Raw genomic sequence first — 25,921 nt, 5'->3', positions numbered from 1 at the left:
GATTTTCCCCACCCACCCGCCCTATTCTCCGGAAGGGGTTCCGTGTCTCTGATCGACAGTCTTGCTCGGCTCGAAGCTGTCTCCTCCGGGCGGGCGCAGGTGCGGGCCACCGTGCGGCATCGGCATATCTCGCAGCGGCCCCTCGTTCTCGTGCCGCTCACCACCGCCGGTGAGACGGGTGCGCCGCTGGGTGCCCTTGTCGGGACCGAGCGGACCTCGCCGCGGCTCCTCACCGTCCCGCAGCCGCGCGACCGCGACCTGCGCTTCGCCTTCCTCGCGGAGCTCGCCGAGGTCGTCCTGCCGTACGTGGACTCCTTCGCGCAGGACGTCGAGGCCGCCGAGCGCAACGAAACCGACCCGGAGACCGGCAAGCGCGTCAAGGTCGAGGTCGAACTCTGCGCGGACGCCCCGCAGATCATCGTGCCGAGCCGCGCCGGCATCGAGTTCGTCCGGCTCCTCGGCCGCTCCATGCGCTTTCGCCGCACCGCCGAGCAGGACCCCGACGCGCCCTACCCCGCCCCGGCCCGCGTCCCCCTCCTCGGCCGCTGGCTGACGCACTACGGGGAGCGCGCCCGGGTGCCCGGCTCGTCGCTGCTCGCCGCCATGACCGAGCTGCTCTCCCGGCACTGGGCCACCGGGCAGTCCAGCCTGGAGGACCAGCACCTGGGCGCCCTGCTCGCCTGGATCGAGGCGCCCGGCGGCACGTCCGGCGCCGCGGCGGCCCGCCGCGCCGAACTCGCCCGCGACCGGGACGGCCAGCTGCTGTGCCCGCCCGCGGGCCCGGCCACCGACCCGGCGTTCGACAACGACCTGCTGGCCCCTGCCATCGAGCGGTACGACCGCGCGCGGACCGCGCTGGCGGCCGCCGAGGACGGCGTCGAGGCGGACGAGCGGCTCGCGCTGCTGACCGGCGCCGAGCGGGAGATCCACGCCCTGATCGAGAGCAGGACCCGCCCCACCTGGGACGCCGTCTGGCGCGGCCTCGACGCCCTGTGCACGCTCCCCGAGGCGCCGCGCGCCGCCGAGCGGTGGACCCGCGACCGCTGGTCGTTCACCGGCCACCGCGACCGCGTGACGGCGGGCGAACCGCCGCAGCCCCGCGTGGACGACGCGGTCACCGCGGCCAACAAACTCGCCACCCGCGAGCGCGAACAGGCCCGCCTCGACGCCCAGGAGGCCCTCGACGATCCCCTGGTGATGGCGGGCCGCCGGCTCGCGGGCGAGGCCTTCGCCGGGGAGGTGACGGAGGTCGTGATGGCGTACAACGACGCCAAGAGCCCCCGGCCGCGCCCCCTGGTCACCGTCCGCACGGACGACCGGCCGCACCTCGGCGAGCGCACCAAGGTGTACCGCTCCCTCCAAGGCAAGCCGCAGACCGCGGAGTTCGTGGCGTACGAGGGTGAGGCGGGCGGCGGGACCGTCGTCCTGCGCATCGTCGACAAGATGGGCCGCGGCAAGGAGCCCGAGCCGGGTTCCGTGCCCGCGAAGGGTGACCGGATCTGCTGGACCCTGTTCGAGCACGAGCAGCGCGGCGGCCCCCAGCTGCCCGACCCCGAGGCCACCCCGTGGACGCACGGCGGGCCGCCCGCCGACTCCGCCGACGCCGCGGAGCGCCCCGACCCCGTGACCGCGGAGGACACCCTGTGATGCAGCTCGCCCCGCCCGCCGGCGGCTCCCTCGACCCCGGCGCCGAGGCCGCGCGCGCCACCGCGGCGATCCTCCACGACACGCTGCACGGCACCCACCGCGGCGTCGTCGTCGACTCGCCGCCCGGCGCGGGAAAGTCGACGCTGGTGGTCCGCGCGGCCCTCGAACTGGCCGCGGCGGGACGCCCGTTGATGATCATCGCGCAGACCAACGCGCAGGTGGACGACCTGGTCCTGCGCCTCGCCGAGAAGGACCCCGAGCTGCCGGTCGGCCGCCTGCACAGCAGCGACCCCGATCCGTACGACAAGGCGCTCGACGACCTGGCGAACGTGCGCAAGTCGACGAAGCCGGGTGACCTGGCCGGCCTCGACGTGGTCATCTCGACGGCCGCGAAGTGGGCGCACGTGAAGGTGGAGCAGCTCGACGCGCCGTGGGGTCACGCCATTGTCGACGAGGCGTACCAGATGCGCTCGGACGCGCTGCTCGCCGTGGCGGGGCTCTTCGAACGGGCGCTGTTCGTGGGCGATCCGGGGCAGTTGGACCCGTTCTCGATCGTCGGCGCGGATCAGTGGGCGGGTCTTTCGTACGACCCGTCGGCGTCCGCGGTGACGACGCTGCTCGCCCACAATCCCGAGCTGCCGCAGCACCGGTTGCCGGTCTCCTGGCGGCTGCCCGCGTCGGCGGCGCCGCTCGTCTCGGACGCGTTCTACCCGTACACGCCGTTCCGCAGCGGGACGGGTCACGGGGACCGGGCGCTGCGTTTCGCGGTGGCGTCGGACGGTTCGGGGCCGGACCGGGTGATCGACGAGGCGGCGGAGTCGGGCTGGGGTCTGCTGGAGCTGCCCGCGCGCAACACGCCGCGCACGGATCCGGAGGCGGTGCGGGCGCTGGCCCAGGTCGTCCGCCGCCTCCTGGATCGGGGCGGTGCGGCCACGTCCGAGCGCGGCCCCGATCCCGCCCCGCTCACCGCCGACCGCATCGCGGTCGGCACCGCCCACCGCGACCAGGCGGCGGCGGTCCGCGCGGCCCTCGCCGACCTCGGCGTCATGGACGTCACGGTGGACACCGCGAACCGGTTGCAGGGCCGTGAGTACGACGTGACGGTCGTCCTGCACCCGCTCTCCGGCCGCCCCGACGCGACCGCCTTCCACCTGGAGACGGGCCGCCTGTGCGTGCTGACGTCCCGTCACCGGCACGCGTGCATCGTCGTCTGCCGCGCGGGGGTGGGCGCCCTGCTGGACGACCATCCGTCGACGGAACCGGTGCAGCTGGGCGTCACGGTGAAGTTCCCGGACGGCTGGGAGGCGAACCACGCGGTGTTGGCGCGGCTGTCGGAACACCGGGTGGCGTGGCCTGGTTAGGGGTTCGCGCAGTTCCCCGCGCCCCTTGTGTCATCCCCGGGTGGGGGGCGGGTACGTGGTCGGCGCCGCACCCCTCCGAGGGCGAAACCCGCACGCGGGGTGGTGGGGATTCCCGGGGGCGCGTCCGCAGGCAGACCGTGGTTGCTCGCGCAGTTCCCCGCGCCCCTGAGCACCACACCGCCCCGCCCCCGCCAAGGCGCCCCCACCCCAACGGGGGCCGAGCCCCGTCAGGGGCGCGGGGAACTGCGCGCCCAGCCCCCACCAAGCAAAAGCCGCGCACCCGACGGTGGGGATCCCCCACGGTCGCGTCCGCACGCCGAGCGCCACGCCGCGCCGCCCCCACCGCCCCCGCCAGAGCCCCGCCCCCTTGTGCCGCAAGGGAGAATGGGAGGCGGCCGGACACCGGACGGACGGCCGCACCGTACGAGGAGGAACCACCATGGCGGAGCCCGAGCGGCCCCGGAGCGAACAGCGCATGCGACCCGCGCCCCTGCTCTTCGAGCCGGCCGAGGCCACTGCGGACCCCGAGCACTTCTTCGACCTGGAGTCGATGGAGGACCCGCGCGAACTGCTCGACCGCGCGACCGAGCTGACCCACGCGTTCCGCGCGGCGACGGACCGGTCCGTCGAGTTCCAGGCCATCGCGGCCGCCCAGCTCGCCGACCCCCGCCGGTTCGACCGGCTGACGCTCGCGGTGATCGCGGAGCGCGCGGAGTGGACCGAGGACTACGCGAAGAAGATGGTCGAGTTCGGCCGGGACCTGCTGCGCGGCCGCGGCGCCGAGCGCCAGTAGGTCGTAGAGCGTGGGCCGTAGGCAGGGGCCACCGTAGGGCTGCTTTGGCATATGCCAAGGGGCAAGGTACCCCACACCACCCCCTACTGTCCCGGTTTCCCGCAACTCTCGGAGATGACCTCTTCACCCTCGGTACACCTTGCCGTCATGAGCAGTCTCTCCCTCCACACCACCGCGACCCCGTTCCCCGCCGGCCCCGCCCCCGCCCACGACGCCTGCGCCGTCACCCCCGAGGGAGCCGCCTGGCTCGCCTCCGCGGAGGCGTATCCGCGCAGCGCCCTCGCCCTGTGGCGCAGCGAGCCCACCGCCCCCGCCGTACTCCCCTGCGGCACCGCCTTCGACGTGGTGAGCGTTCCCGCGGTGTTCGGGCGGCGGATGCTGGACCGGTTATGGGCCGAGGGGCCCGGCTCGGGGCCGGTCGCCGCCCACCGCGGCCGCGTCCTGCTCTTCACCGCCCCCGGCACCGCCCAGCGGCTGCCCTCCCTCCTGGAGTGGGAGGAGTGGGGCCGCGCCGTCCCCTCCGTGCTCTGCCACGGCACGGGCGACGCGGTCACCGTGCCACCGCTCGCGACCTGCGCCGACGCCGGCGCAGGCGCCCCGGGCGCGCCCCGCGGCGACCGCCTCGGATCGCGGTGGCTGGTGGCCCCCGGCACCCGTCACCCCTGGCTCCCGGGACCCGAGGTCGTCCTCTGGGCCTGTGTCCGGGCGGCACGGGCCGCGGCCTCCTCCGCCGTGCGCATATCGATTTTTCCTGGCGGCGATCAGGATGCTAAGGTCTACGACGTCAGCAGGCGCCGCTAGCTCAGTTGGTTAGAGCAGCTGACTCTTAATCAGCGGGTCCGGGGTTCGAGTCCCTGGCGGCGCACAGACGGTGAGAAGCCCCTCGCGAAAGCGAGGGGCTTCTTGCGTCTCAGCCCGTCCTCATCGGCCCCGTCGTTCTCAGCCCGTCGTGACGTTCACCGTCCACGCCCCGGACGCCGTCCGTCCCGCCACCTCGACGCGGATCTCCTCGCCCGGCACCGTGAAGCTCTCGCCCTCGCGCACCGGAGCGTCGGCCAGTTGCGGGTAGACCGACTCGCCCCAGCAGGACTCGGAGTCCGGATGGGCGTCGACGACCTCGACCGGACCGCTGCCGGACGCCGCCTCGTTCCGTACCCGGTACAGGAGCACCCCCTCCGTACACGCGGCCTGGTCGATGCCCTGGGGGCCGCGCGCCTCCAGGGCGAGCGCCGCGCCCCGGCCGGTACGGATCACGGCGAGCCGGGTGCCGCCCAGGGCGCCCGGCGGCTGCGGCGCCGCCAGCGGGTCCAGGGTGAGCCGCTCCGTCCCGGCCCGCAGACACCGCACCTGCCGCCGCTCCAGCCAGCCCAGCTTCCACTTGTGCCAGCCGAAGAGGTCGGGGGCGAGGCCGAACTGGCTGCCCATGACGTCCCAGTCGCCGACGTGGGTGTCCCAGTCGCCCTTGCCGTCGGTGGGGCGGTGGTACAGGTCGGGCAGGTCGAAGACGTGGCCCGTCTCGTGGGCCAGGACGTTGCGGTCCGGCGGGTGGCGCTCGAAGACGGTGACGACGCGCCGGATGTCCGTGCCGTCGGCGCGCAGGGGGCGGTCGAGGTTCACGACCTTCGTGGCGTCCGAGTCGACGCCGGGCGCGTCCGGGTCGGCGACGAAGTACACGAGGTCGTACCGCGAGAAGTCCACGTGCGGATCGGCGGCCGCCATCGCGTCGCGCAGATAGGCGGCGCGGCGCTGGGCGTTCCAGTCGCGCCGTATGGCGTACGAGAGGGAGCCGTGCGGCATCTCCACCCACTCGCGCCGCGGGTGCGGGGCCAGCTTGAACCTGCCGTACGAGGCCCGCTCGAAGAACTGGCTGGTGGCCGGGAAGTAGTCGGCGGTCAGCTCGTCGGGGGTGGTGAGCGGCGGCGAGTCGGGGAAGGAGAGAAACACCATGACCGCGTTCAGCGTCCGCACGGGACGCGGGTAGGAGGTGTTCCAGGTGTCCAGGCCCTCCGAGTGGTGTGCGGTGGTGCGGCGCAGGGCGCACGGGCCCCCGGGCGACTCGGCGATCGCGGGGCCCGCGACCAGGGAGGTGGCGGCCAGGGCGGTCAGGGAGGTGAGCAGGGCGGCGGTGCTGCGCAGACGGGTCGGACGGGAGTTCTCCCCTCCACGGGTGAGTCCCCAAGGGGGGAGCTGACGCGGCACGTCGACCTCCGGGTGCGGAATGCGGGACACCCCACCCACCCTGTGGTGATTTGTTGAAGCTCGCCCTGTTTGTCTGGCCCTTCCGAGTGACGGTGCGGCGAGAGGGCGACACCCCGAGTGCTCACGGAACGTCACAAGCGATCGGGTCGCATCGGAACCAGTTCAGGGCCGAGCAGAAACGATCTGTCGACGGCGGTGGGCCCCGCCCGCCCCGGCGGTACGGCTGGAACAGCCCTCTGGCCAGCCTCTATGATCGGCACACTTTCCAGCGCGGGCCCGGTCCCCACACCACCGCCCGCCGAGACCGCCGGCCGACGAGACCTGTTCGAGAACAACCTGCACTGCGGGAGCAAGCGGTGAACGGAACGTCCCAAGGGCCCACCCCCACGACGGTCACAGCACCCGGCCGGGCCCGAGCCGACCTCACGGAGCGTCGCCGCACCGAGCGGTCCGACTACCGCGGTGCCTTCGCGGCCGCCCCGCTGCCCCTCGCCGTCGTGGACGGCGAGGGCCTGGTGCTCAGCGCCAACGACGCGCTCGCCGCCCTCTTCGGCGCGGCGCCCGGCTCGCTCACCGGCAGCGTCGCCGCCGATCTGGTCGACCTCTCCTCCGACGCCCGCACCTGGCACGCGTACCGCGAGGTGCTCCGCGGCCGGCAGGCCAGGCTGCGCTGCACGCGGCGCCTGAAGCACCCCGACGGGCACTCGATGTGGGTGCAGATCACCGTCTCGCCGATGCCGGCGCCCGCAGGGCGGCCCCCCGAGACCGGGGCGGGGCGGGGCGAGAGCGGCGCGGGGCGGGGTGAGCCGCGGACGGTGCTGCTCGCCGCCGCCGACATCAGCGCGCGGCGCGAGTTGCAGGCCCGGCTGCGCCATGTGCAGATGCACGACCCGGTCACCCGGCTGCCCAACCGCAACCTCTTCTTCGAGCGGCTCGCCGCCGCGCTGGAGGCGGGCACGTACGACGACACGAGCACCGGGCGGATCGGGCTCTGCTACCTCGACCTCGACGGGTTCAAGGCGGTCAACGACACGCTCGGCCACCGGGTCGGCGACCGGCTGCTCGCCGCCGTCGCGGACCGGCTCACCCGGTGCGCGGACCGGCTCACCCGCCGCTCGGACCGGGCCGGATACGGCGGGACGGGGGCGCCCCTGGTCGCGCGGCTCGGCGGCGACGAGTTCGCGCTGCTCGTCGAGGACTCGACCGGCACGGACCAGCTCACGGATCTCGCCGAGACGACGCTGACGGCGCTGCAGGAACCGTTCGACCTGTCCGGGCAGCGGCTCTCCGTCTCCGCGTCCATCGGCGTCGTCGAACGGCGCGCCGCGGGCACCACCACGACGGGGCTCATGCAGGCCGCCGACACCACGCTGTACTGGGCGAAGACGGACGGCAAGGCCCGCTGGACGCTGTTCGACCCGGAGCGCAACGCGCACCGCATGACCCGTCAGGCACTGGCCAGTTCACTGCGGCCCGCCGTCGAGCGCGACGAATTCGTCCTGGAGTACCAGCCGTTGGTGGGCCTCGACGACGAGGGGCTGCACGGCGTCGAGGCGCTGGTGCGGTGGCAGCATCCGCAGTTCGGCCTGCTGACGCCGAATCGGTTCATCGGACTGGCCGAGGAGGACGGCTCGATCGTGCAGCTCGGCCGGTGGGTGCTGCGGAGTGCCTGCCGGCAGGCGGTGCGCTGGCAGATGGAGCACCCGGAGCGTGAACCGGTGTTCGTCAGCGTCAATGTGGCGGTGCGTCAGGTGTGGGACTCGGACCTGGTCGCGGACGTCGCGGAGATCCTCGCGGAGACGGGGCTGCCGGCGCGGCTGCTGCAGCTGGAGCTCACCGAGTCCGCGGTCATGGGCTCGGCGGGGCGCCCGCTGCAGGCCCTGCAGGCGCTGAGCGACATGGGGGTGCGGATCGCCATCGACGACTTCGGTACGGGGTACTCGAACCTGGCGTATCTGAGCCGGCTTCCGGTCTCCGTCCTGAAGCTGGACGGGTCGTTCGTGCGGGGCTTCCAGTACGAGGAGGGCGAGACGCACACGAACCCCGCCGACGAGGTCATCGTCGAGGCGATGGTGCAGCTCGCGCATCGGCTGGGGCTCACGGTGACGGCGGAGTGCGTGGAGACTGCGTCTCAGGCTGAGCGGTTGCGGAGGATCGGGTGCGATACGGGGCAGGGGTGGCTGTACTCGCGCCCGGTGGCGCCGGATCGTATCTCCGCGCTCCTCAGCTCCCGCTAGGGGGAACCGTAGGGGCCGCCTGCCGGGCGCTCGCGGCTGCGGGCTCGTGTCGCTTGCGCGCGCGCCGGTCAGCCCCGGTAGGGGCGCGGGGAACTGCGCGCCCAGCCACAACCGGGCCGCACCCGGCACCCAGCCGCAACCGCGCAGACGCGTCTGCGTGGCACCGGACCACCGGCGGCTGCGGGTCCAGGGGGGTGCTCGCGCAGTTCCCCGCGCCCCTAACGGGGCGCACCCGGCACCCGAGCGCCACCACGCAGACGCGTCTGCCACGCAACGGCCCGCCCGCGGCTGCGGGCCCACGGCGGTCGCTCGCGCAGTTCCCCGCGCCCCTATCGGGGCACGTCACCGGCGCCGGTCAGCCCCGACAGGGGCGCGGGGAACTGCGCGGCCAGCCACAGCCGGGCCGCACCCGGCACCCGAGAAGGCGCCCCGCCCCGCGCAGGGGGCCCGCATCAGGCCGAAGGCAACCCGTACTCGTTGGCGAGCAGTTCGTACGAGCGCAAGCGGACCTCGCCCCCGTGCGCGTTCGCCGTGAGCATCAACTCGTCCGCGCCCGTGCGCTTGGCCAAATCGTCCAGGCCCGTGCGGACCTGGTCGGGGGTGCCGTGGATGACGTTGGCGTTCCAGCTGTTGATGAACTCCCGTTCCATCTCCGAGAATTCGTGGGCCGCCGCCTCCTCCGGCGTGGGGACCAGGCCGGGGCGGCCCGTGCGCAGGCGGACCATGTTCAGGGCCGCGGCCATCACCTGGCGACGGGCCTCGTTCTCGTCCTCGGTCGCCAGCGCCGAGACGCCGATGAGGGCGTAGGGGGCATCCAGGAGCGCGGAGGGGCGGAACGACTCCCGGTAGAGGTCCAGCGCCGGAATCGTGTTCTGCGCGGAGAAGTGGTGCGCGAAGGCGAACGGCAGCCCCAGCGTGCCCGCGAGCCGCGCACTGAAGCCGGAGGAGCCGAGCAGCCAGAGCGGCGGGCGGTGCGGGGACTGGACGCCGCCGGGCGAGGTCGACTGGACGGGGCCGGGGACGGCGTGGATGCGCCCGTAGGGGTGCCCGTCGGGGAAGTCGTCGTCCAGGAAGCGGGTGAGCTCCGCGAGTTGCTGCGGGAAGTCGTCGGCGCCTTCGTTCAGGCGGTCCGTGCGGCGCAGCGCCGCGGCGGTCGCACCGTCCGTGCCCGGCGCGCGGCCGAGGCCCAGGTCGACGCGGCCCGGCGCCATCGCCTCCAACGTGCCGAACTGCTCGGCGATGACGAGCGGCGCGTGATTGGGCAGCATGACCCCGCCCGAGCCGAGCCGGATGCGGCCGGTGTGCGCGGCGAGGTGGGCGAGGATCACGGCGGGTGAGGACGAGGCGACGCCCGGCATGGAGTGGTGCTCGGCGACCCAGTAGCGGTGGTAGCCCCTGGCCTCGGCCAGCTTGGCGATCTCCACGCTGGTGCGCAGCGCGTCGGTGGCGGTGCGCCCCGCGCCGACGGTGACGAGGTCGAGCACGGACAGCGGCACAGGCGCGCTGCCGTGTCGCTCGCCGCGGATGCCGTCGCTGGTCGGGTCCACTGTCACTGGGGGTGCCTCCTGCGCTGCGTACGTACGTCACATAGGTATGGAGGCGACAACAGGAGGGTCACTCCGTTTTATTCCCCGGACGTCCCCCACCCCGCCATTTCCCGCCCCTGGGCGCCCCCGCCCGGATACCGTGCCGACCATGGCTGATCCCCTGAAGACCCTCGTCGACGGAGTCGAGGTCGAGGTGCCCAACACCCTGCCGGACATCCGCGCCGCCCTGCCCGAGGGACGGCGCACCGAGTTCGACCGGGCCATCAACGCCGCCGGGGTCGACGAGATCCACGCCGTGATGCGGCACTGGATGCTGGAGGCCGTGCCCGACCCGGACGCCGAGGCCCGGCTCGCCCGGCTCGCCTCCGACGAGGCCGAGCGGCGGGGCACCGCGTGAGCCCCCGCCACCGCCGGGCCCACCGCGTCACCTACGCGCCGCCCGCCGACGACACCCTCGCCAAGATGGGCGACGCCGACGCCTTCCGCGCCGCGCTGACCCGGACCCTGGGCCGGGACCCGTACGGCCACGGCTCCACACCCGTACGGGACGACCCCGACCGCCGCGAGGCGACGGTCGACGGCGCCATCGTCCTCTATTACGTCTCCGGGTCGGTCCAGACGTTAACGGTGGTACGGCTGATCCTCAGCCCGTAGGGGCCGGTAAGGGCCCGTAAGGGCTGGACCGCCCTCAGACCTCGACCTGGACCAGCGGCTCCTTCGTGAACAGATGGCCCAGCTCCGGCGCGTTGACCCGCCGTCGGGCCAGCCGCAGCGCCTCCCACACCGAGACCTGATTGGCCGTCAGGACCGGCTTGCCGAGCTCCGCTTCGAGCTCCGCGACATACGCCGCCGTGTGCAGCGCGGTGTCCGGCAGGAGCAGCGCCTGGGCGTCCGGGTGGTCGCCGGCGCGGGCCAGCGCGAGCACCTCGTCGCGGCCCCATGTGCCGACCTCGGCCGCCGTGACGATGCCGCTGCCGCGCGCCGAGACGACCTCCGCACCGGAGTCCTTCAGGAAGGACGCGAAGAGCCCGGCCACGTCGTCCGGATACGTCGCCGCGACCGCGACGCGGGCCGCGCCCACCTCGCGTACCGCGTGGGCGAAGGCGAACGAGGTCGAGGAGGCGGGCAGGCCCGCCGCCGTCGCCAGCTTGCGCACCTGGTCGTGCGCGCCGTCCCAGCCGAAGACGAAGCTGGCGCTGGTGCACGCCCACACCACCGCCTCCGCGCCGGAGAGCCGCAGCTCCTCGACGCCCGCGGTGAGCCGCGCGTCCGAGCCCATCTCCAGGAGCGCGTCGACCCGGTGCGCGTCCTCGCCGATGTCCGTGTGGACGACCTGCAGCCGGACATCGCTGCCGAGCATCTGCTCCATGCGGGGGTAGTCGTCCTCGGCCGAGTGCCCCGGGTAGAGAAATCCGAGTGCCGTCACGTCCAGCCTCCTCCTTCTGCGGGTGGTACTTCGGGCAGGCCCTGCCCCTGCGGTGGGGCCGGCGGGGCGAGCGGGCTCGCGCCCGGCCGCGCCGTCGGATCGATCAGTGCCTGATAGGGCCCTACCGCACGCGTACCCAGCCGACGCAGTGCGGACCACATCGTCACCTGGTTCGCGGAGATCACCGGCATCCGCAGCTCCGCTTCCAGTTGCGGGATGACGTCGTACGTCGGGAGGTTCGTACAGCTGATGAAGAGCGCGTCGCAGCCACCCGCGCTGCCCTGGAGCGCCCGGCGCGCCATGTCCGCCACGTCCCGGTAGGGCACCTTCCAGATGTGCCGGGTCAGGCCCAGATAGGCGCGGGCCGAGACAAAGACGTGCGCCTCTGCGAGGTACTCCTCCAGGGACTGGGTCACCGACCAGGTGTAGGGCGTGACGAGCGCGATACGGCGCACGCCCAGCTCGTCGAGGGCCTCCAGGAGCGCGCCCGACGTGGTCACCGAGGCCACCGCGCCCTCGCGCGTCATCGCCTCGCACATCGCACGCTCCCCCGCGATGCCGCCGACGAAACTGCCCGACGTACAGGCGTACGCGAGGACTTCGGGCTCCGCGGCGGTCAGCGCGCGGACCGCCTCCTGGAGGGTCTCGTGCTCGCTGACCAGGCGGGCCAGGTCGAGGCTGACCTCGACGGGCACATAGGGGGTGCGGGTCAGATGGAGGGAGATCTCGTCCGGGATCCACCGCCACAGTTCACGGTCGAGGACGAAGTCGAAAGGGGCAACGACACCTACACCGCGCTGAGGGTGCGGTCCGCCGAGGAAAGAGACGTCCATGAACAGTCCCCAAGTTCGTGCGTGCATTCAGGGACCGGCCGGGGGCCGGGACGAGCGAAGCCGGCGACGCGCCGGGACGGCGGGACGGGGATGCTGCGCGGCGTACCGCACAGAGTGGGGGAGCGGCTGCACGGAGAGTACTGGTTCGGTACACAGCCGGTACAGCAGTGCCTCTGTTGACGAAGGTAGGTTCGGGTGCGAGCGTGGTCAATCCGCACATCTCAGACGGCTGAAGTCGTGTCCGTGTCACGCCGGAGCCGTACCTCCGACAGGGAAGCGGAACCTCATTGCGAAACGGTTTCCCCTCGATGTCCGATACGACCGTCCTCGTCCTTGACGCCCCGCCCCCGGCGCCTCCCCCGCGCCTCGGCGAACTGACCGGCCGGGCCCGGATCCTGCACGCCGACGCGGCCACCCTGGCCGAGCGGCTGCCGCTCGCCGACGCGTTGCTGGTGTGGGACTTCAGCTCGGACGCGGTGCGCCGCGCCTGGCCCGGCGAGGGGCCCAGACCCCGCTGGGTGCACACCGCGAGCGCCGGCGTGGACCATCTGATGTGTCCCGAACTCGCCGCGTCCGACACGGTGGTGACCAACGCGCGCGGCGTCTTCGACCAGCCCATCGCGGAGTACGTGGCCGCGCTGGTGCTCGCCCTCGGCAAGGACCTGCCGCGCACCCTGGAGCTGCAGCGCGAGCGCACCTGGCGCCACCGCGAGTCGCACCGGATCGCCGGCACGCGCGCGTGCGTGGTCGGCTCGGGGCCGATCGGCCGGGCGATCGCGCGCACGCTGGAGGCGCTCGGCATCACCACCGCGCTGGTGGGACGCACCGAGCGCCCCGGTCTGCACGGACCCGACGACCTCGACCCGCTGCTCGCCCGCGCCGACTGGGTGGTGTGCGCGGCGCCGCTCACGGACGCCACCCGCGGCATGTTCGACGCCCGGCGCTTCGGGCTCATGCAGCCGTCGGCGCGGTTCATCAACATCGGGCGCGGCCCGCTCGTCGTCGAGGACGACCTGGTGGACGCCCTGTCCAAGCGGTGGATCGCGGGCGCGGCGCTCGACGTCTTCGAGCGGGAGCCGCTGCCCGCGGACAGCCCTCTGTGGACCACTCCCGGCCTGCTCGTCTCCCCGCACATGAGCGGCGACACGATCGGCTGGCGTGACGAACTGGGCCGCCAGTTCGTCGAGTTGTACGAGGCGTGGGAGGCCGGACGGCCGCTGACGAACGTGGTCGACAAAGAACGCGGATACGTCCCCGGACACTGACCCGGACACTGAGGAGCGTGCATGACCGAGCTCACGGATCTCACCGCAGTACAACTCGTCGACGGCTACCGCAAGGGCGAATTCAGCCCGGTCGACGCGGTCGCCGCCGCGCTGCGCCGGGCCGAGGAGACCCAGCCTGCGGTGAACGCGTTCGTGCGGATCGAGCCGGAGAGCGCCTTGGCCCAGGCCGAGGCCAGTGCGGAGCGGTGGCGGCGGGGTGCGCCGCAGGGTCTGGTGGACGGCGTTCCGACCACGGTGAAGGATCTTCTGCTGATGCGCGGCGGGCCCACCCTGCGCGGGTCGCGGACCGTGCGTCCCGAGGGGAAGTGGAACGAGGACGCGCCGTCGGTCGCCCGGCTGCGCGAGCACGGCGCGGTGTTCATCGGCCGCACCACGACGCCGGAGTTCGGATGGAAGGCCGTCACGGACGGTCCGCAGAGCGGGATCACCCGCAATCCGTACGACACGGCCCGCACCTCGGGCGGCTCCAGCGGGGGCAGCGCGGTGGCCGTCGCGGTCGGCGCGGGCCCGCTGTCGCTCGGCACGGACGGCGGCGGCTCGGTGCGGATCCCGGCGTCGTTCTGCGGGATCTTCGGCATGAAGCCGACGTACGGGCGCGTGCCGCTGTATCCGGCAAGCCCGTTCGGGACGCTCGCCCATGTGGGCCCGATGACGCGGGACGCGGCGGACGCGGCGCTGATGATGGAGGTGATCACCGGGCCCGATCCGCGCGACTGGTCCCAACTGGGCGCGGTGGCGGGGAGTTTCCGGTCCGGCCTGGACGGCGGGGTGCGCGGGCTGCGCATCGCCTATTCGCCCTCGCTGGGCGGCCAGGTGGCGGTGCGGCCCGCGGTCGCGGCGGCGGTGCGGCGGGCGGTGGAGTCGCTGGCGGCGCAGGGCGCGTACGTCGAGGAGGCCGACCCCGACTTCTCCGATCCGGTCGAGGCCTTCCACACCCTGTGGTTCAGCGGGGCGGCGCGCGTCGTGCAGCATCTGGCGCCCGCGCAACGGCAGTTGCTCGACCCGGGGCTGCGCGAGATCTGCGGGCAGGGCGCCCGGTACAGCGCGCTGGACTATCTGGCGGCCGTCGACGTCCGGATGGACCTCGGGCGCCGGATGGGCCACTTCCACTCGACGTACGACCTGCTGGTCACGCCGACGCTGCCGCTCACGGCGTTCGAGGCGGGCGCCGAGGTGCCGCGCGGCTCGGGGCACCGGCGCTGGACGGGGTGGACCCCGTTCACGTACCCCTTCAACCTCACCCAGCAGCCCGCCGCGACGGTTCCCTGCGGGGTGGACGGGGACGGGCTGCCGATCGGGGTGCAGATCGTGGGCGCGCGCCACGCGGACACGGTGGTGCTTCGTGCTGCGCACGCTTTGTACGAGGCGGGGTCCGGGGGCGTCGCACCGCCCGCCTTGGCTTAGGCACCCCGGGGGCTCTGCCCCCGGACCCCCGGTCCTCAATCGCCGGACGGCTTCAATTACGCCTGCGGAAGTTCAGCGTCTCCCCCTGTGCGCCCGCGCGCCACAGGTCGTTGCAGGCCTCGGCCATCCGGTCGAGGCCTTCGACGATCTGGCCCCAGACGATGCCGGGGACCCAGCCGACGTCGCCGTTGAGGAGCAGGTTGTTCCGTTCGTAGAAGAGGGCGAGGTCCACCACGGTGGTGCCCGCCCGCACGTCGGCCTCCGCCTCGTATCCGTACGCCTGGGTGCCCAGTTCCGTACCGGAGAAGGAGAAATAGCAGAGATCTCCCGGAATGGGAGTGACGGTCGGGTTCTCCAGGGGTGGCTCCCGGTCCGCGAAGGCCGGGAAAAGGGCATAGATCTCGTTGCGCGCATACTTCGCGTGATAGACGTCCGAGCCGAGCGGCAGTGCCTCCCACACCGCCGCGCAGGTCACCGGGGCCCGGTCGTCGAGCAGCTTCGCCGTGCACTGAACTCCCCGCTGGGCGAGGGAGACTTCGATGAATCGGTCTGCCATGTGTCCCATGCTCCTCCCTGGGTCAAGACCACAACGATTGCATCAGCGGCCGGAATTCATCGGCATATGTTGCTTCGAGTCGGGTAGCCGCGCGCCCATGGCTCCACCACTTGGGAACAACGAGGGATTCATCGGCAGAGCGGTCCGCCGCCGCGCCCTGCTCACCGGAGCGGGCGGGGCGGCGCTGGGCGCTCTCGGGGTCTCGGCATGCAGCCGGGTCCCCGACGAGGGGAAGGTTGAGGGGGGCGATCTGCTGGACCGCCTGCGCGACAGCGGCACGGTCAGGATCGGTGTCGCGGGCGAGGTCCCGTTCGGATACATCGACGAGAACGGCGAGGTCACGGGCGAGGCACCGGCGATCGCCAAGGTCATCTTCCCCCGTCTCGGCATACCCGAGGTCAAGGCGGTGCCCACCAAGTTCGGCGCACTGATCCCCGGCCTCACCCAGGCCCGGCAGTTCGACGTGGTGTCGGCGGGCATGTACATCAACCCGACCCGCTGCGCACAGGTGCTCTTCTCCGATCCCGACTACCTCATGCTCGACTCCTTCATCGTGAAGAAGGGCAATCCGCACGGGATCAAGCGATACGAGGACATCGCCAAGAAGGGCCTGAAGCTGGCGAGCGGCACCGCCTACGCGGAGATCGACTACGCGAAGGCGGCCGGCGTGAAGTCCGTCCTCGTCCTGCCCGACCAGGTGGCGGGCCTCGACGCCGTGGCCCAGGGCCGCGTCGACGCCTTCGCCGGCACCAACGTCACCGTACGCACGGTGATCAAGAAGAACCCGCGGGTCGAGGCGACCGAGCCCTTCCAGCCGGTCGTCGACGGCGAACCGGCCTACGGCGCCGGTGGTTTCGCCTTCCGGCTCTCCGAGAAGAACCTCCGGGACGCCTTCAACAAGGAGCTGCACAAGCTCAAGGAGAGCGGCGAACTCCTGCGCATCGTCAAGCCGTTCGGCTTCACGCGGGCGGAGATGACCGATCTGACCGTGCGGAAACTGTGCCCACCGGCGAAGGGGGCCTCCTCATGATGTCGTCGGAGTTCCTCAAGAACTGGTTCCTGCCCGGTGTCTGGATCACCGTCCAGGTCACCTTCCTCAGCGCCGCCCTCGCCTTCGTGATCGCCTTCCCGATCGGCGTGCTGCGCACCAACCGGCTGTGGATCGTGCGGTTCCTCGCCGGGGCCTACTTCGAGATCTTCCGCAGCACCTCGTCGCTGGTCTTCATGTTCTGGATCGCGTTCACGGTGCCGCCGGTCTTCAACATCAGCTTCCAGCCGATGTTCGCGGGCATCCTCGCGCTCGGCATCACCTACGGCGCGTACGCCTCCGAGATCGTGCGCGGCGCGCTCGCCGCGGTGCCGCCCGCGCAGCGCGAGGCGGGCATCGCCCTGAACTTCACGCCGGCGCAGCGGCTGCGCCGCATCGAACTGCCGCAGGCCTGGCCGGAGATGATCCCGCCGTTCAACAACCTGCTCATCGAACTGCTCAAGGGCACCTCGCTGGTCTCCCTCATCGCGGTGGCCGACATGACCTTCGCGGGTGACCTGCTGCGCCTGGTGAAGAACGAGAGCGCGCCGATCTACACCCTGCTGCTCGCCCTGTACTTCGTCCTCGCGTTCGTCCTCACCCGCGCCATGCGGGTCCTGGAGCGGCACGCCAAGAAGCGGGTCGGGCAGGCGCCGGAGAAGACGGGCCTGTTCGGCGGGTTGCGCTCCAAGTCGTCGATCGACGTCATCACGGGTTCGGGGGCCGCCAAGTGAACTGGAACTGGTCGCACGTCGACGACTTCATGCCGCTCTTCTGGGACGGCCTGGAGCTCACCCTCAAGGCGCTGCTCTTCGGCACCCTGATCGCCTTCTCGCTCGGCCTGGTCTGGGCGATCGCCCAGCGCTCCGAGAAGAAGTGGATCCGCTGGCCGGTCACGGTGGTCACCGAGTTCATCCGGAACACCCCGCTCCTGGTGCAGCTGTTCTTCCTTTTCTACGTGGTGCCGGAGTGGGGGCCCTCGATGTCCCCGCTCACCACGGGCATCGTCGGGCTCGGGCTGCACTACTCGACGTACACCTCGGAGGTCTACCGCGCCGGGATCGACGGTGTGCCGGCCGGGCAGTGGGAGGCGGCGACCGCGCTCAGCCTCTCCAAGCGCCGCACCTGGACGTCCGTGATCCTGCCGCAGGCGGTGCGCCGGGTGATCCCCGCCCTCGGCAACTACGTGATCGTCATGCTGAAGGAGTCGCCGCAGATGGCCGCCATCGGCGCGCTCGACATGCTGGGCCAGGCCCAGGGCTACAGCCAGACGACCTTCACCTACGAGGCGATCAGCGTGGTCGGTGTCGCCTTCATCGTCATCGCCTACCCGGCCTCTCTTCTTCTGCGAGTTTTGGAGCGTCGTCTTGTCCGCTGACAGCAGCACTTCCCAGGAAATCCCCAACCCCGCCGTCGACGGCAGCGAGCTGATCCGCTTCGACAAGGTCGTCAAGCGCTACGGCTCGAACACGGTCCTCGACGAGCTGGACTTCTCGGTCGCCTCCGGCAAGCACGTGACCCTGATCGGCCCCTCCGGATCCGGCAAGACGACGATCCTGCGCCTGCTCATGACGCTGGTGAAACCGGAGCAGGGCACGATCAAGGTGGGCGGCAGATACCTCACCCACGAGGAGAAGAACGGCAAGCTCGTCCCGGCCGGCGAGAAGCACGTCCGCGAGGTCCGCAAGAACATCGGCATGGTGTTCCAGCAGTTCAACCTCTTCCCGAACATGAAGGTGCTCAGAAACATCACCGAGGCGCCCGTCTCCGTCCTCGGCATGTCCAAGGACGAGGCCGACGTACGCGCCCGCGAACTGCTCGACCTGGTCGGGCTCGGCGACCGCTGCGACGCGTATCCGAGCCAGCTCTCCGGCGGCCAACAGCAGCGCGTCGCCATCGCCCGCGCCCTGGCGATGCGCCCCCAGGTGCTGCTGCTCGACGAGGTGACGTCCGCGCTCGACCCGGAGCTGGTGGCGGGCGTCCTCGACGTGCTCCGCGACATCGCGCACACCACGGACATCACCATGCTGTGCGTGACCCACGAGATGAACTTCGCCCGGGACATCTCGGACCAGGTGCTCATGTTCGACTCGGGCCGCGTCATCGAGTCCGGCTCCCCGGAGAAGATCTTCACGGAGCCCGAGCACGAGCGGACCCGGGAGTTCCTGAGCGCGGTGCTGTGAGTCCGCACCGGGCTTGACTTGGGCATATGCCAAGGTGGCGCGTTCCCGCCGGTGCGGCGGGAGCGCGTCACCAATATCGTCAACCGACGCTCCAAATGCGCCACTTGGCGGCTATCGTGGGGTGGAGCCCAGCTGTCCGGAACCGTTCCACGCAGGGGGATGCCGTGGCGTCGCAGCACGAGGTGACCTCCCCGCACCGCTCCGTCCAGAGCGCCCTGCGGGTGCTTGAGACGGTCGCCCGGCACGGCACCGGGGTGACCGCCGCCCACATCTCCCGCGACACCGGCCTGCCCGCCGACCGGCTCACCCCGCTCCTGCACATGCTGCGCGCCGAGGGGTACGTGGAGCAGCTCGCCGACGACACCTCCGGGGCGTACGTGACCGGGGAGGCCCTCAGCCGCCTCGGCTCGGCCCAGCACCACGCGCAGGCGCTGCGCGAGAAGCTCCAGCGCACCCTGGACGGACTGCGCGACTCCATCGGCGCCGCGGTCTACATCAGCCGGTACGTGGACGGCGAGGTCCGCGTCACCGAATTCGCCGCGGGACCCGGCACCCCTGCGGTCAACGAGTGGGTGGACTTCCGCTCCTCCGCCCACGCCAGCGCGGTCGGCAAGAGCCTGCTCACCCAGCTCGACGTCGACGGCCGCAGGGACCACCTCTCCCGGCACAAGATGGCGCGGCTCACCTCCCGGACGATCACGAACGAACGGGTCCTCCTGAACCGGCTCGCCGCCCAGCCCGCGACGGTGCCGGTCCTCGACCTCCAGGAGTACGCGGTCGGCACGGTGTGCGCGGCGGTGCCGATCACCGCGGGGTCCGCGGTGGGGTGCCTCGCCCTGTCCCTGCCGGTCGAGCACGCGCACCGGCTGCGGGAGGCCGCGGACACCCTGAACCGCGGGGCGGCGCCGGTGCTGCTCTCGCTCGCGATCTAGGACCGGGGCGCCGGTACGCCGAAAGGGCGCCCCCGGAGACCGGGAACGCCCTTTCGGCATTCGCAAGTGCGCCGCCAGGGACTCGAACCCCGGACCCGCTGATTAAGAGTCAGCTGCTCTAACCAACTGAGCTAGCGGCGCCTGCTGACTCGTTAATACTACCTGGTCCCGAGGGGTGCTCCGACCAGCCGCCGACCGGCCCCCGCCGGGGTGCGGGAAACCGCACCCTTACTCGACGGCAACCCTCATACCGCTGCTGACCTGCGCTTTCTAGCGTTGCTGCCATGGACCTCACGACTCTCGCCCTCCCCCAGGAACCCGCGGGCGGCATCGCGGGCTGGGCCGCCGACCTCGTCGACGTGCTGGGCGGCCCGGGCGCCGGGCTCGCCATCGCCCTGGAGAACCTCTTCCCGCCGCTGCCCAGCGAGGTGATCCTGCCGCTCACCGGCTTCGCCGCGGGCCAGGGCGTGATCAGTCTGTTCTCCGCGCTGTTCTGGACCACGCTCGGCTCCGTGGTCGGCGCCGCCGCCCTCTACGGGATCGGCGTCCTCTTCGGGCGCGAGCGCATGCACGCCCTGTGGGCGCGGCTGCCGCTGGTCAAGACGGCCGACCTGGAACGGACCGAGGCGTGGTTCGCGCGGCACGGCACCAAGGCGGTGCTCCTGGGCCGGATGGTGCCAATCTTCCGCAGCCTGATCTCCGTACCGGCCGGCGTGGAGCGCATGCGGCTGCCGCTCTTCCTCGCCCTGACCACCGCGGGCAGCCTGGTCTGGAACTCCGTCCTCGTCCTGGCGGGCTACTGGCTGGGCGACCGGTGGGACACGGTCGGGACGTACGTGGGGTTCCTCTCCAAGGCCGTCCTCGTCCTCGTCGTCGGGGCGGCGGCGGTGTACGTGGCGGTACGGGTGCGCTCGCGGGGCAGGCCGGGGGCCCGCGCGGGAGCCCGCCACCGTCGTGCCGAATAGGGCTCGGCTAGTGTCGGACGGCGTGAAGGAGCCCGTGGCCGCCCCATTTCTGCTCAGGGTCTCCGGCGTGCTCGTCGGCTGCCTCACCGCCCTGCTCGGGCTGCTGTACTTCGTCGTCGCCGGCGCGGCCCTCGGCGCCTTCCTGCTCTGGCCGCGCACCCGCCGCCGCGCCCACGCGCTGCTCGCCGCGGGCGCCCGCAGGCTCACCGCCCTCGAACGGAGGCGCCGCTCCCTCTTCTTCCGCGACACCTTCCCCGAGCACCGCGCCGACGACGGGCAGATCCTGCGCTACCTCGCGGCCCGTACGTACTCCGGGCTGCTCTGCGCCGTCGTGGTCGGCCTGGTCGACTTCGGCGCGGTCCTCGCCGGGATCTTCGCCGTTTCGCTCCCCCACACCTCGATGACGTGGGTCGACGTGGCCGGTCAGCTCGTCCTCGGCGGCACCCTGCTCTTCCTCGCCGTCCAGGGGCTGCGCGCGCTGACCGACCAGGACGCCCGCCTCGCCCGCGCGTGCTTCGGCCCCTCCGAGGAGGAACTCCTTCGCCGCCGCATCGATGAACTGGCCACCAGCCGGGCGGCGGTGGTCCGTGCGGTCGACGTGGAGCGGCGCCGGGTCGAGCGCGATCTGCACGACGGCGTCCAGCAGCGGCTCGTCGCCCTCGCCATGCTGCTCGGCCGGGCCCGCCGCGGCCGCACCCCGGAGCGGGCGGACGCGCTGCTCGAACAGGCCCACAAGGAGGCGCAGGAGGTCCTCACCGAACTGCGCGAGGTGGCCTGGCGGGTCTACCCCACCGCCCTCGACAGCCTGGGCCTGCGCGAGGCGCTCGGCGGGGTGTCGGAGCGGTGCGCGGTCCCCGTACGCATGGAGTACGACGTGCCGGGCGCCGAGCCGCTGCCCTCGCCGGTCGAGACCGCCGCGTACTTCGTGGTCTCGGAGGCCGTGAACAACGCGGCCAAGCACGCGGCCGCCGACGAGGTATTCGTACGGGTGCGCAGAGCCGGCGCCACCCTCACCGTCCTCGTCCGCGACAGCGGCACCGGCGGCGCGGACCCGGCGGGCAGCGGGCTCACCGGGCTGCGCAGCCGGGTCGCCGCGCTCGACGGCACCCTGCACGTGGCAAGCCCCCTCGGGGGACCCACCACGATCACCGCGGAGCTGCCGTGCGCGTAATTCTCGCCGAGGACTCGACCCTGCTGCGGGAGGGCCTCGTCCGGCTGCTCGCCGAGGAGGGCCACGAGGTCCTCGCCGCCGTGGGCGACGGCGACGCCCTGTTGCGCGCGGTCGAGGCGCACGCCCCCGGCGTCGACGTCGTCGTCACCGACATCCGCATGCCGCCGGACCACACCGACGAGGGCCTGCGGGCCGCGGTACGGATCCGTGAACTGCGCCCGGAGATCGGCGTGGTCGTCCTCTCCCAGTACGTGGAGCGCAACTACGCGGCGCAGCTGCTCACTTCGAGCGCCGAGCGGGTCGGCTACCTCCTCAAGGACCGGGTGGCGCAGGTCGAGGAGTTCCTCGACGCGCTGGAGCGGGTGCATGCGGGCGGCGCGGCCATCGACCCCGAAGTCGTACGGCAGTTGCTCATCCGCACCACGCACGCCGACCCGCTGACCCGGCTCACGCCGCGGGAGCGGACGGTCCTGGAGGCGCTGGCGGAGGGGCACACCAACGCGGCCATCGGGGAGAAGCTGCACATCTCGCTGAGCGCGGTCGAGAAGAACCTCAACGCGATCTTCGACAAGCTCGGGCTCTCCCGGACCACGGGGTACAGCCGGCGGGTGCTGGCGGTGCTGCGGTATCTGGAGTCGTGAGCGACCGGGGGTCGACTACGAGAGGACGAAGCCGTCCATGACGAGGGCCGCGGCCAGGCCCGCGGCCAGCAGATAGGTGCCGAGCCGGGTGCGGCCGCGGCGGCTCAGTTCGATCACCACGCCGCAGAGGATGAGCAGCAGGCCGTAGACGCCGACGACGAGCACGGAGGAGCGGCTGGCCAGGCGCAGCGCGAGCACGATCGCCGCGGCGGCCATGAGGAGCGAGGCCGCGGCGATCCGGGCCCTGCGGGCGCGGGCGGCCGGGGTGGGGGCGGTGTCGGTGGCCTCGTCGGCCAGGGTGGGGGCCGGGGCCTCGTCCGGGGCGGCGGGTGTTCCGGGGTGTTCGGGCGCGCTCATGGGTCTGGATCGTAATAGGTCAGGCGAGCGGTTTTACCGACTTGTGTTCCTTCCGCACGGATTCCTCACGGGGGACGGCCGTCGGTGGTCCTACGCCCGGAGATACGCGAGGACCGCGAGGACCCTGCGGTGTGTTCCGTCCCCCTGGGGCAGGCCCAGTTTGCCGAGGATGTTGCCGATGTGTTTGCCCACGGCGGCCTCGGAGACGACGAGTTCGGCGGCGATCGCCGCGTTCGACTTCCCCTCGGCGATGAGGCCGAGCACCTCGCGCTCCCGCGGCGTCAGCCGCTCCAGCGGATCGCGGCGGCGGCGCAGCAACTGCCGTACGACCTCCGGGTCGACGACCGTTCCGCCCTCCGCGACCTGCGTCAGGCCCGCGACGAACTGCTCGACCTGGCCGACGCGGTCCTTGAGCAGATAGCCCACGCCGGTGCCGTCGCCGGAGTCCAACAGCTCGGCGGCGTAGGACCGTTGGACGTACTGGCTCAGTACGAGGACGGGCAGCGCGGGCCGTTGTTCCCTGAGCGCGACCGCCGCGCGCAGGCCCTCGTCGTGGAAGCTCGGCGGCATCCGTACGTCGGTCACCACGATGTCCGGCTCGTACGCGGACACGGCGTCCCGCAGCGCGTCCGCGTCGCCCACCGCCGCGACCGTCTCGTGCCCGAACCTGCCGAGCACCGCGACGAGTCCCTCGCGCAACAGCACGCTGTCCTCGGCGAGGACGACTCTCAATTTCCTGCCGGGCAAGGGGACTCCACGGGTATTTCCACGGACACGGTGGTGGGGCCGCCCTGCGGGCTGGCGACCGTCAGTGTGCCATCGAGGACGGCGAGCCGGTCGGCGAGGCCCGTCAGACCGGTGCCGCGGGCGGGGTCGGCGCCGCCTCGGCCGTCGTCGTGGACCTCTATGCGGAGGACTCCGTCGGCGGTGGTGTGGGTGGCGGCGGTGTGGATGCCGGTGGTGTGGGTGGTGGTGACGCGGGCATGGGTGGCGCCGCTGTGTTTGCCGACGTTGGCGAGGATCTCGCGGACGGCGAAGTAGGCGGCGGACTCTATGGCTCGGGGGAAGCGGGGTAGTGGGGGGCGGTTTGGGTTGGGGCTGGGGGTGTTGTGAGTGTCGTGGGTGGTGTGGGCGTTGTGGGCCTTGTCGTCTTCGGTGTTTTCCGTCCGGACCGGGATGGCCGAGCGGTCGGCGATGTCCTCGATGGCCGCGGTGAGGCCGTGGTCGGCGAGAACCTGGGGGTGGATGCCGTGGATGAGCTCGCGCAGTTCGGCGAGGACGCGGCCCGCCTCGTCGTGCGCGGTGGCGAGCCGGTCGGCGAGGGGGCCTTCCGGGGGTGCGTCGAGGCGGGCGAGGCCCAGGGTCATGGTCAGCGCGACGAGGCGCTGTTGTGCGCCGTCGTGCAAGTCCCGTTCGATGCGGCGTCGTTCGGCCTCGAAGGCGTCGACGAGGCGGGCCCGGGAGCGGGTGACCTCGGCGAGGATGTCGGCGAGTTCCGTTTCGCGGGGGGCGAGGAAGAAGTGGGTGAGGCGGGCGCGGGGGGCGGCGTAGGCGCGGAGGGGGTACGCGAGGAGGAGCAGGAGCGCGAGGCCCAGCAGGGCGGTGCCGGCGGCCTCCGGGTAACTGTCGACGACCCACAGCTTGGCGGGGCGGACGCCTCCGTGGCCGGGGGCCAGGGCGAGATGGGCGGGGGCGACGAGGAGGAGGGCGGGGAGGGCCGCGGTGCAGGCCAGGACGAGGAGGTCCAGGGGCCACAGGACGAGGGCGAGCAGGGCGGTGTACGCGAGTTCGCGCCAGGTCGCCTGTTCCTTGAGGCGGAGGCGGAGCCAGGCGGGGATGCCGGGGGTGGTGGGGGTGCGGTGGGGGGTGGCGGGTGGGGGTGCGGCGGGGTCGAGGAGGTGGAGGCGGCGGCGTTCCAGGGCGGCGACGGGGAGGCCGGAGAGGGGGATGGCGGCGAGGAGGGGGAGGCCGATGAGGACGAGGGTGAGGGCGAGGCCTGAGGCGGTGAGGGCGAGGGCGAGCACGAGGACGGTGGCGCCCAGGAGGGCGCCGGTGAGCAGGTAGGCGGCGCTACGCCAGGGCCATGTGCGTGGCCGCTGCCGTGTGAGTTTCCCCCGGATCATGGGCCTACGGTATGCGGGGGCGTGGGCGTCTGCGCTTGGGGTCTGGTTCTTGGGGCCGGTTCGTGTGTGCGGGGGCGTGGGCGCCTGCTCGCCTCGGGTCCGGTTCTTGGGTGCGGGGCATGGGCGCCTGCGCCTGAGGCCCGGTTCTTGGGGCCGTTCTCGGGTGCGGGGGCGTGGGCGTCTGCTCGCCTCGGGTCCGGTTCTTGGGTGCGGGGCCGCGGGCGTCTGCGCCTGAAGGCCGGTTCTCGGGTGCGGGGTCGCGGGGGCGTGGCGTCTGCGCCTTCGGTTCGTTTGTGGGTGCGGGGCCGCGGGGGTATGTGCGTACTCGCTACCCACTGTTCGCCACGCCTCGCGGACAACATTGCTACAGCGTGCTCGGTGCTCCGTGCGCACATACCCCCACGTCCCCTCCCGAGCGTTTGCGCCTGCAGCCCGGTGGGTGGTGCACGCCCCTCCGCGCCTCCCAATTCCCGCAGCGCGCCCCAGGCCCCCACCGCATGTCGCGGAGCACACCATCGACCCCCATCCCAGCCGGACTTCACGGCACACCCGCCCCCCCTCCCACTCCCGTCAGACATCGCAGAACACACCCGCCACCCCACACCGCGCGCCACGGGGTAGACCCACCACGCGTCCCAGGGCACCCGACCGACCCCCCGCCGCACGCCGCGGGCCCCCCGTCCCCACTACCGCCACTCGCCCCGGGGGGGAACCCCACCCCACCGCACGACCCGGGGCACACCAACCGACATCCACTCCCGCGACACGTCGTGGGTCACACCCACCCCCACTCCCGCCACCTGACACGAGGCACACCCACCCACCCCGTCCCGCCACACGTCACGGGGCACACCCACCCACCCCGCTCCCCCACATCACGGACCACACCCACCCACCCCGCCCGTACTTCCTCTGGACGTCACGGGGGCGCACCCACCCACCCCGCCCGTACTCCCACCGCACGTCACGAGGGGGACACCCACCCACCCCGTCCGTACTCCCACCGGACGTCGCCGGGCGCGCTCGCCCACCCGCCCCTACTCCGACCATGCGGCGCGGGGTAAACGGGTGGGTGGGTGGGGAGCATCCGCCGCGGAGCGGCGGGACTGTTTGTGGCCGCAGGCAAGAGGGAGGGGGAGCCCCCCCCCCGCCCCCCCCCCCCCCCCCCCCCCCCCCCCCCCCCGCCCCCCCCCCCCCGCGCCCCCCCCCCCCCCCCCCCCCCCCCCCCCGCCC

At 72.6% G+C, this 25,921-nt stretch carries 25 protein-coding genes and 2 tRNA genes; 18 read left to right on the top strand and 9 right to left on the bottom strand.

Features of this window, described 5'->3' with window-relative positions; genetic code table 11:
• The first annotated feature begins 42 nt into the window (after positions 1–42).
• The 5 genes from ACFYO9_RS33355 (at position 43) to ACFYO9_RS33335 (ending at position 4,666) form a co-directional block, all read left to right on the top strand.
• Positions 43–1,647 carry a hypothetical protein gene (locus ACFYO9_RS33355; RefSeq protein ID WP_358778308.1) on the top strand — a complete coding sequence of 535 codons (1,605 nt, stop codon included), beginning with the start codon at positions 43–45 and terminating at the stop codon, positions 1,645–1,647.
• Positions 1,647–3,008: an AAA domain-containing protein gene (locus ACFYO9_RS33350; RefSeq protein WP_358778309.1), complete on the top strand. Its 1,362-nt coding sequence runs from the start codon at positions 1,647–1,649 to the stop codon at positions 3,006–3,008. Before ACFYO9_RS33355 ends, ACFYO9_RS33350 begins: the two co-directional genes overlap by 1 nt.
• 439 nt (positions 3,009–3,447) lie before the next feature.
• A complete protein-coding gene (locus ACFYO9_RS33345) occupies positions 3,448–3,801 on the top strand; it encodes a hypothetical protein (protein ID WP_355816604.1) in 354 nt (117 codons plus the stop codon).
• A gap of 147 nt (positions 3,802–3,948) precedes the next feature.
• Positions 3,949–4,602, top strand: a complete 654-nt coding sequence (locus ACFYO9_RS33340) for a bifunctional DNA primase/polymerase (RefSeq protein ID WP_358778310.1) — start codon at positions 3,949–3,951, stop codon at positions 4,600–4,602.
• Positions 4,593–4,666: transfer RNA gene (locus ACFYO9_RS33335), tRNA-Lys, on the top strand. The genes ACFYO9_RS33340 and ACFYO9_RS33335 overlap by 10 nt, the downstream gene beginning before the upstream one ends.
• 74 nt (positions 4,667–4,740) lie before the next feature.
• Here ACFYO9_RS33335 and ACFYO9_RS33330 read toward each other — a convergent pair.
• On the bottom strand, positions 4,741–6,030 hold the full coding sequence (locus ACFYO9_RS33330; RefSeq protein ID WP_355816599.1) for a M6 family metalloprotease domain-containing protein: 1,290 nt from the start codon (positions 6,028–6,030) through the stop codon (positions 4,741–4,743).
• 326 nt (positions 6,031–6,356) lie between these two features.
• On the opposite strand from ACFYO9_RS33330, the gene ACFYO9_RS33325 reads away from it, so the two are divergent.
• Positions 6,357–8,237 (top strand): EAL domain-containing protein, encoded by a 1,881-nt coding sequence (locus ACFYO9_RS33325; RefSeq protein ID WP_358778311.1) that lies wholly within the window; start codon positions 6,357–6,359, stop codon positions 8,235–8,237.
• Positions 8,238–8,689: 452 nt separating this feature from the next.
• Here the strand turns inward: ACFYO9_RS33325 and ACFYO9_RS33320 are convergent, their stop codons facing one another.
• Positions 8,690–9,784 (bottom strand): LLM class flavin-dependent oxidoreductase, encoded by a 1,095-nt coding sequence (locus tag ACFYO9_RS33320; protein ID WP_358778322.1) that lies wholly within the window; start codon positions 9,782–9,784, stop codon positions 8,690–8,692.
• A gap of 148 nt (positions 9,785–9,932) precedes the next feature.
• Here ACFYO9_RS33320 and ACFYO9_RS33315 point away from each other — a divergent pair, with 148 nt between their 5' ends.
• Together ACFYO9_RS33315 and ACFYO9_RS33310 are read left to right on the top strand one after the other, a co-directional pair.
• Complete coding sequence (locus ACFYO9_RS33315) at positions 9,933–10,181, top strand: hypothetical protein (RefSeq protein ID WP_355816594.1); 249 nt, start codon at positions 9,933–9,935, stop codon at positions 10,179–10,181.
• 65 nt (positions 10,182–10,246) lie between these two features.
• Positions 10,247–10,438, top strand: coding sequence for a hypothetical protein (locus ACFYO9_RS33310; protein WP_355816592.1), 192 nt, complete (start codon positions 10,247–10,249; stop codon positions 10,436–10,438).
• A gap of 34 nt (positions 10,439–10,472) precedes the next feature.
• Here the strand turns inward: ACFYO9_RS33310 and ACFYO9_RS33305 are convergent, their stop codons facing one another.
• Both ACFYO9_RS33305 and ACFYO9_RS33300 read right to left on the bottom strand, forming a co-directional pair.
• Entirely contained in the window at positions 10,473–11,210 is a 738-nt protein-coding gene (locus ACFYO9_RS33305; RefSeq protein WP_358778312.1) for a decarboxylase, read from the bottom strand.
• Positions 11,207–12,043 (bottom strand): decarboxylase, encoded by an 837-nt coding sequence (locus ACFYO9_RS33300; RefSeq protein ID WP_355816588.1) that lies wholly within the window; start codon positions 12,041–12,043, stop codon positions 11,207–11,209. Before ACFYO9_RS33300 ends, ACFYO9_RS33305 begins: the two co-directional genes overlap by 4 nt.
• A gap of 308 nt (positions 12,044–12,351) precedes the next feature.
• Between ACFYO9_RS33300 and ACFYO9_RS33295 the strand changes: the two genes are divergently transcribed.
• Both ACFYO9_RS33295 and ACFYO9_RS33290 read left to right on the top strand, forming a co-directional pair.
• On the top strand, positions 12,352–13,308 hold the full coding sequence (locus ACFYO9_RS33295) for a D-2-hydroxyacid dehydrogenase (protein ID WP_358705474.1): 957 nt from the start codon (positions 12,352–12,354) through the stop codon (positions 13,306–13,308).
• Between the two features lie 21 nt (positions 13,309–13,329).
• The gene (locus ACFYO9_RS33290) at positions 13,330–14,733 is read left to right on the top strand and encodes an amidase (RefSeq protein WP_358778313.1); all 1,404 of its coding nucleotides are present in this window, start codon (positions 13,330–13,332) and stop codon (positions 14,731–14,733) included.
• A gap of 52 nt (positions 14,734–14,785) precedes the next feature.
• Here the strand turns inward: ACFYO9_RS33290 and ACFYO9_RS33285 are convergent, their stop codons facing one another.
• Positions 14,786–15,289 (bottom strand): DUF3830 family protein, encoded by a 504-nt coding sequence (locus ACFYO9_RS33285; RefSeq protein ID WP_358778314.1) that lies wholly within the window; start codon positions 15,287–15,289, stop codon positions 14,786–14,788.
• A 97-nt stretch (positions 15,290–15,386) separates the two neighbouring features.
• Here ACFYO9_RS33285 and ehuB point away from each other — a divergent pair, with 97 nt between their 5' ends.
• The 5 genes from ehuB (at position 15,387) to ACFYO9_RS33260 (ending at position 19,431) form a co-directional block, all read left to right on the top strand.
• A complete protein-coding gene (gene ehuB / locus ACFYO9_RS33280; RefSeq protein WP_358705480.1) occupies positions 15,387–16,319 on the top strand; it encodes an ectoine/hydroxyectoine ABC transporter substrate-binding protein EhuB in 933 nt (310 codons plus the stop codon).
• Positions 16,316–17,050: an ectoine/hydroxyectoine ABC transporter permease subunit EhuC gene (ehuC, locus tag ACFYO9_RS33275; protein WP_355816574.1), complete on the top strand. Its 735-nt coding sequence runs from the start codon at positions 16,316–16,318 to the stop codon at positions 17,048–17,050. The genes ehuB and ehuC overlap by 4 nt, the downstream gene beginning before the upstream one ends.
• Positions 17,047–17,694 carry an ectoine/hydroxyectoine ABC transporter permease subunit EhuD gene (gene ehuD, locus ACFYO9_RS33270; RefSeq protein ID WP_355816571.1) on the top strand — a complete coding sequence of 216 codons (648 nt, stop codon included), beginning with the start codon at positions 17,047–17,049 and terminating at the stop codon, positions 17,692–17,694. Before ehuC ends, ehuD begins: the two co-directional genes overlap by 4 nt.
• Entirely contained in the window at positions 17,684–18,499 is an 816-nt protein-coding gene (gene ehuA / locus ACFYO9_RS33265) for an ectoine/hydroxyectoine ABC transporter ATP-binding protein EhuA (protein WP_355816569.1), read from the top strand. Before ehuD ends, ehuA begins: the two co-directional genes overlap by 11 nt.
• A gap of 164 nt (positions 18,500–18,663) precedes the next feature.
• Entirely contained in the window at positions 18,664–19,431 is a 768-nt protein-coding gene (locus tag ACFYO9_RS33260; protein ID WP_358778315.1) for an IclR family transcriptional regulator C-terminal domain-containing protein, read from the top strand.
• A 67-nt stretch (positions 19,432–19,498) separates the two neighbouring features.
• Here the strand turns inward: ACFYO9_RS33260 and ACFYO9_RS33255 are convergent.
• Positions 19,499–19,572: transfer RNA gene (locus ACFYO9_RS33255), tRNA-Lys, on the bottom strand.
• Between the two features lie 143 nt (positions 19,573–19,715).
• Between ACFYO9_RS33255 and ACFYO9_RS33250 the strand changes: the two genes are divergently transcribed.
• Genes ACFYO9_RS33250 through ACFYO9_RS33240 form a run of 3 tightly spaced genes read left to right on the top strand, consistent with a single transcriptional unit; the run spans position 19,716 to position 22,208 of the window.
• Positions 19,716–20,396: a DedA family protein gene (locus ACFYO9_RS33250; RefSeq protein WP_355816563.1), complete on the top strand. Its 681-nt coding sequence runs from the start codon at positions 19,716–19,718 to the stop codon at positions 20,394–20,396.
• A 22-nt stretch (positions 20,397–20,418) separates the two neighbouring features.
• Complete coding sequence (locus ACFYO9_RS33245; protein ID WP_358778316.1) at positions 20,419–21,567, top strand: histidine kinase; 1,149 nt, start codon at positions 20,419–20,421, stop codon at positions 21,565–21,567.
• Entirely contained in the window at positions 21,558–22,208 is a 651-nt protein-coding gene (locus tag ACFYO9_RS33240) for a response regulator transcription factor (protein ID WP_355816557.1), read from the top strand. Before ACFYO9_RS33245 ends, ACFYO9_RS33240 begins: the two co-directional genes overlap by 10 nt.
• Positions 22,209–22,223: 15 nt before the next feature.
• Here ACFYO9_RS33240 and ACFYO9_RS33235 read toward each other — a convergent pair whose 3' ends face one another.
• From ACFYO9_RS33235 to ACFYO9_RS33225, 3 genes are all read right to left on the bottom strand, one after another.
• Positions 22,224–22,565 (bottom strand): hypothetical protein, encoded by a 342-nt coding sequence (locus ACFYO9_RS33235; protein WP_358778317.1) that lies wholly within the window; start codon positions 22,563–22,565, stop codon positions 22,224–22,226.
• Between the two features lie 90 nt (positions 22,566–22,655).
• Positions 22,656–23,312 carry a response regulator transcription factor gene (locus ACFYO9_RS33230; protein ID WP_355816551.1) on the bottom strand — a complete coding sequence of 219 codons (657 nt, stop codon included), beginning with the start codon at positions 23,310–23,312 and terminating at the stop codon, positions 22,656–22,658.
• Positions 23,294–24,688, bottom strand: coding sequence for a sensor domain-containing protein (locus tag ACFYO9_RS33225; protein ID WP_358778318.1), 1,395 nt, complete (start codon positions 24,686–24,688; stop codon positions 23,294–23,296). Before ACFYO9_RS33225 ends, ACFYO9_RS33230 begins: the two co-directional genes overlap by 19 nt.
• Positions 24,689–25,921 lie beyond the last annotated feature (1,233 nt).

The sequence above is a fragment of the Streptomyces sp. NPDC005863 genome (assembly GCF_042871345.1).
Taxonomy (GTDB): domain Bacteria; phylum Actinomycetota; class Actinomycetes; order Streptomycetales; family Streptomycetaceae; genus Streptomyces.
Note: the sequence above shows the minus strand (reverse complement) of the source record. Positions and strands in the feature narration are given on the sequence as shown.